We start from the raw sequence: 4,070 nt of genomic DNA, 5'->3' as shown, positions 1-4,070 counted from the left end.
GGCACCACCGCCGCAAGCATGCGTGCCGGGGTTCCCACCCTGATCCTCTCCATGGATGTGAATCAGACGCTGTGGGGCGCCCGGGTGAAGCGATTGAAGGTGGGTTCCACCCGCCGCTTCTCGAAGACCACCCGGCAATCCTTGGTCAAGGACCTGCGGCGAATACTCGCCCCGGAATATGCCGCCCGGGCCCGCGAGCTGGCCACCCGGATGAGCACACCCGCCGAAAGCGTCAAGAAGGCCGCCGATCTGGTCGAGAGCTTCGCCCGGGCACGGCAATCAACTTGATCGCGGTGCGCGTGACCGCTATTTTGCCAGGTGCGTGAGATAACGCCCGCCTCGGTGGGGGCTGGTGGGCCGGGCCAAACCGCCCCGCCCCCTGAGCGGCTGCTGTTAGTATCCAACGACCGTGCTCTACGAGCTCGCCGAACCTTCCGGGGGTTAGCTGCTCGTTTCGAGCCCTGAAACAGGACCGCATCGGCCTTTCCAGCAACAAGACCAAGGGAAACATGACGAGCCAGACGACCGAACCGAAGTTTCGTTGGACCGCCCGAACCCTCACCTTTCTCTTTTTCTGGTGGATCGGGGGAATGCGTCCGGGTGTGGTCTGGCACTATCTCACGGACATCATTCACTATCGCCTGGTAAAACGAGGCGTTCTCTCCGGCGCGGCCAAACACCTGGCTCAAGTTCGCGCGGAATTCGAAGAGCAGGCGGCGAAGGGCCAATTCCAAGAGCGGTGGTTCGACATGAACATCGTGCCGTGGTCGGTCACCTTTCCGAAGGTCTTCAAGCGTGCCGACCCGATACGCATCCTTGAAATCGGCTCCTGGGAGGGGCGTTCGACGCTCTTTTTCCTGACCTACTTCACGCAAGGGCACATGACCGCTGTGGACACCTGGGCGGGCAGCGACGAATGGCACTACCACGCCACGTCGGACTTGCGAGACCTCGAGGCACGCTTCGATCACAACGTGTCCTCGGCCGCGGGTCGGGTGGTAAAGCGGAAGGGCTCGTCGCTGTCCGTTTTGCCGCAGCTCATCGATGAGAAGCAGGAATTCGATCTGATTTATGTCGATGGGTCACACTTCGCCGATGACGCAATAGTAGATTCCCTCAACTCGTGGCGCCTGCTGAAGCAGGGCGGGATGATGATTTTCGACGATGTCATGTGGCCGGCGTACCCGCGTCCACGGGCTAACACCGCCTGGGCGATCCACCAATTCCTCAAGTACCACGCCGGAGAATACAAAGTTCTGCACGCCCAGTATCAGATCATTCTGCAGAAGAAAGCGGCGTTCGACGATCGCCTCGCAGACTGGGTCAACCACCCCGCCGCCGCTGTGGCGGTCACACCATCGGCCACCAATTCCCATCAGCCCGAGCAAACGCATCAGCATTCAGTCGGCTAGTTAAGGCGCGCCCCGCGCCATCACAAGTACCGGATGTGCCTACGTGCGAATGACATTGGGCGATCGATGGGTCGCCGGTACGGCTCGCCCTGATCGTCGCCGCCTTTTGCGCGTGCGTTGCGGCGTGATCCGGCAAACCGCCGTCTGTCCACAGCAAGGATGCTACTGTCGTGATTCGCCCACCTGGGGGCAACGTTTGCGCAAATACGCACTGAGGACTGGATTTTGGCCTACGGCGAGTTAGACGCGCGCGAGGCGGAACGCGTCGAGTGGGACGCGATCATCGTCGGGACGGGCATGGGCGGCGGTACCCTGGGCTACTCGCTCGCCCGTGCGGGCCGAAAGGTGCTCTTCGTCGAGAAGGGGCGCTCAACCCTTCCCGGAGCGCCCGAGACGGTCCGCTCGTCGATGCCCGAAGTGTCTCATCCGCAGGCTTGCCGCTCCACAGACACCTACTTCGACCTGTTGACCAGATCCGGTCGCTCGACCGACGAAATCGAAGACATCAGCGGGCGCTCCCCGCAACGATTCGTGCCCTTTTTGGGCGCCGGTACGGGCGGCTCGTCGGCCCTCTACGGCATGGTGTGCGAGCGGTTTTTCGCTCAGGATTTCACCCCTCGGCAGCACTTCCGAAACCCCGGCGATTCGACCGTGCCAGAGTCCTGGCCGATCACCTACGACGAGATGCGCCCGTGGTACTCGGCGGCCGAGAGGCTGTTCGGGGTTCGGGGCCAGCCGGATCCCCTGCGACCGGGCGCCGCCGATCCCGATCTGCCTGCGGCGCCGCCATTTTCGGCGGACAACCAGCCGCTTGTTGAATACCTCACGAGCCGTGGCTTGCACCCCTATCACCTACCGATGGCCTGTGACTACACGCCCGGTTGCACGACCTGCCAAAGCTATCTGTGCCATCAGTCATGCAAGAACGACAGCGCACGCAACTGCGTCTCACCCGCGATCGTCGAGCACGGTGCGAAGCTGCTGCCGGAATGCCGGGTCCTTCGTCTCGACGCGGACCGAAAGCAGGTCCGTCGAGTGATCTGCGAGCATGGCTCCGGCACCGTGTCCCTGAAGGCCAAACTGGTGGTGCTGGCCGCCGGCGCGCTGGTCACCCCGGTGCTGTTGCTCAATTCCCGCTCTGCCGATTGGCCGCGAGGACTGGCCAACGGCTCGGATTGGGTGGGCCGCAACCTGATGCGTCACCTTGTCGACTTGGTCGAGATCTGGCCGCAGCGCGGTTCCAGGACCACCGCCGCTAACAAGGAGATCGGGCTGAACGACTTCTACTTCTGGGAGGGGCAGAAGTACGGCACCGTGCAATCTTTCGGCCCCATGGCGCCCATGGAGATTTTGACCAGTGCTCCCGGATGGCGGCCAGCGGCACTTCGGCTCATGAAACCGGCAGTGCGCCAAGTCTATGAACGGTTTTTCAACGGCGGACTGGTCCTTGCAACGATCATGGAGGACCTCCCGTACCTGGACAACCGCGTCGTACCCGACGATCGGCCGACCGCCGACGGCCGTCAGCGGCTGAAACTCCAGTACCGCCTTCACGAGAGCGAGATCGAGCGCCGCGCAATCTTTTTGGAGCAGTTGAAACAAGTGTTGGAACCTTTCCGCAAAATCACCTTGCGAGGCGCCGAGGACAACAAAGCCGTGGCGCACGTTTGCGGCACATGCCGCTTCGGCACCGATCCCAAGACCAGCGTGCTGGACCCGTACAACCGAGCGCACGAAGTCGAAAACCTCTACGTGGTCGACAGCTCATTCTTTCCCAGCAGCGCCGGTTTAAATCCCAGCTTGACCATCGCCGCTAACGCCTTGCGGGTGGGCGAACACCTGAATCAGGCGCACTTCGCCAGCTAGATCCAAAAGATGCTTCTCGCCCAGCTTCACGCAGATGGGCCGTTTGGCTCAGGCGGGTTCGCGCAGCGGAAGGCCGGCAGCGCGATAGACGGCGTCGATGACGCTCATGTTCTCGACCGCGTCTTCCGGTGTGGTCTTGATGGGCTCCCCGCGCAGCACCGCCGCGGCGAACGCGTCGAGTTGATACGCATATGAGGGGCGGCGCGAAAAGCGTTCGACTCGTTTGCCGTCCGCCGATTTGACCGAGAGCCGATGGAAAGCGTGCGGCATTACCGGGTTGAGCACGCGCACTTCCCCGCGATCGCCAACGAGCTTGGCGCTCAATTGGAACAGATCCCACGACCACATCGAGCAACGGATCCGCCCCGTAATCCCGTTTGGAAAGCGCAGCCGGGCAGCCATGGCGCGGTCCACCTGGGGATCACGCAGTTTCGCCTGTGCCGAAACAACTTCTGGTGTCGCACCGCCGAATGTGCGGACTATGTTGACCGCATAGCATCCGGCGTCCATCATCGCCCCACCGGCGAGCGAATAGTTGTACCGGATATCGGAAAACTTCGGCAACGGAAAGCAGATGGCCGCCTCCACCCGCTGCAGCTCTCCCAGTTCTCCGGAGGCGATGATTTCCTCAACGCGCAGAGTCAACGGATGATAGCGATAGTGAAACGCCTCCATCACGACTCGGTCTGACTGGGCGGCCAGGCCGGCAACTTCGCGCGCCTCAGCGGCATTGGCACTAAACGGTTTTTCGCACAGCACATGCTTGCCCGCGGCAATTGCGGCTCGGGTCCA

4 protein-coding genes are annotated in these 4,070 nt (G+C 62.4%); 3 read left to right on the top strand and 1 reads right to left on the bottom strand.

Annotated elements, in window-relative coordinates:
- The 3 genes from A5695_RS13400 to A5695_RS13390 form a co-directional block, all read left to right on the top strand.
- Positions 1–288, top strand: a 288-nt coding sequence (locus tag A5695_RS13400; protein WP_369830185.1) for a glycosyltransferase, incomplete at its 5' end; no start/stop codon positions are given.
- A 221-nt stretch (positions 289–509) separates the two neighbouring features.
- Entirely contained in the window at positions 510–1,412 is a 903-nt protein-coding gene (locus A5695_RS13395; protein WP_068082371.1) for a class I SAM-dependent methyltransferase, read from the top strand.
- A gap of 225 nt (positions 1,413–1,637) precedes the next feature.
- Positions 1,638–3,278, top strand: a complete 1,641-nt coding sequence (locus tag A5695_RS13390; RefSeq protein ID WP_068082367.1) for a GMC oxidoreductase — start codon at positions 1,638–1,640, stop codon at positions 3,276–3,278.
- Between the two features lie 48 nt (positions 3,279–3,326).
- On the opposite strand, the gene A5695_RS13385 is transcribed toward A5695_RS13390, so the two are convergent.
- Positions 3,327–4,070: Gfo/Idh/MocA family protein (locus tag A5695_RS13385; RefSeq protein ID WP_068082365.1), on the bottom strand; the 744-nt coding region annotated here is incomplete at its 5' end.

Origin of the sequence: Mycobacterium sp. E1747, assembly GCF_001667775.1 — a bacterium.
Classification (GTDB): Bacteria; Actinomycetota; Actinomycetes; order Mycobacteriales; family Mycobacteriaceae; genus Mycobacterium.
The sequence above is the reverse complement of the archived record's forward strand: the minus strand, read 5'-3'. Positions and strand labels throughout refer to the sequence as shown.

What these genes read in the sequence shown, in the direction of transcription:
- A5695_RS13395 (WP_068082371.1), top strand. Translation starts at nt 510, where the DNA reads ATGACGAGCCAGACGACCGAACCGAAGTTTCGTTGGACCGCCCGAACC.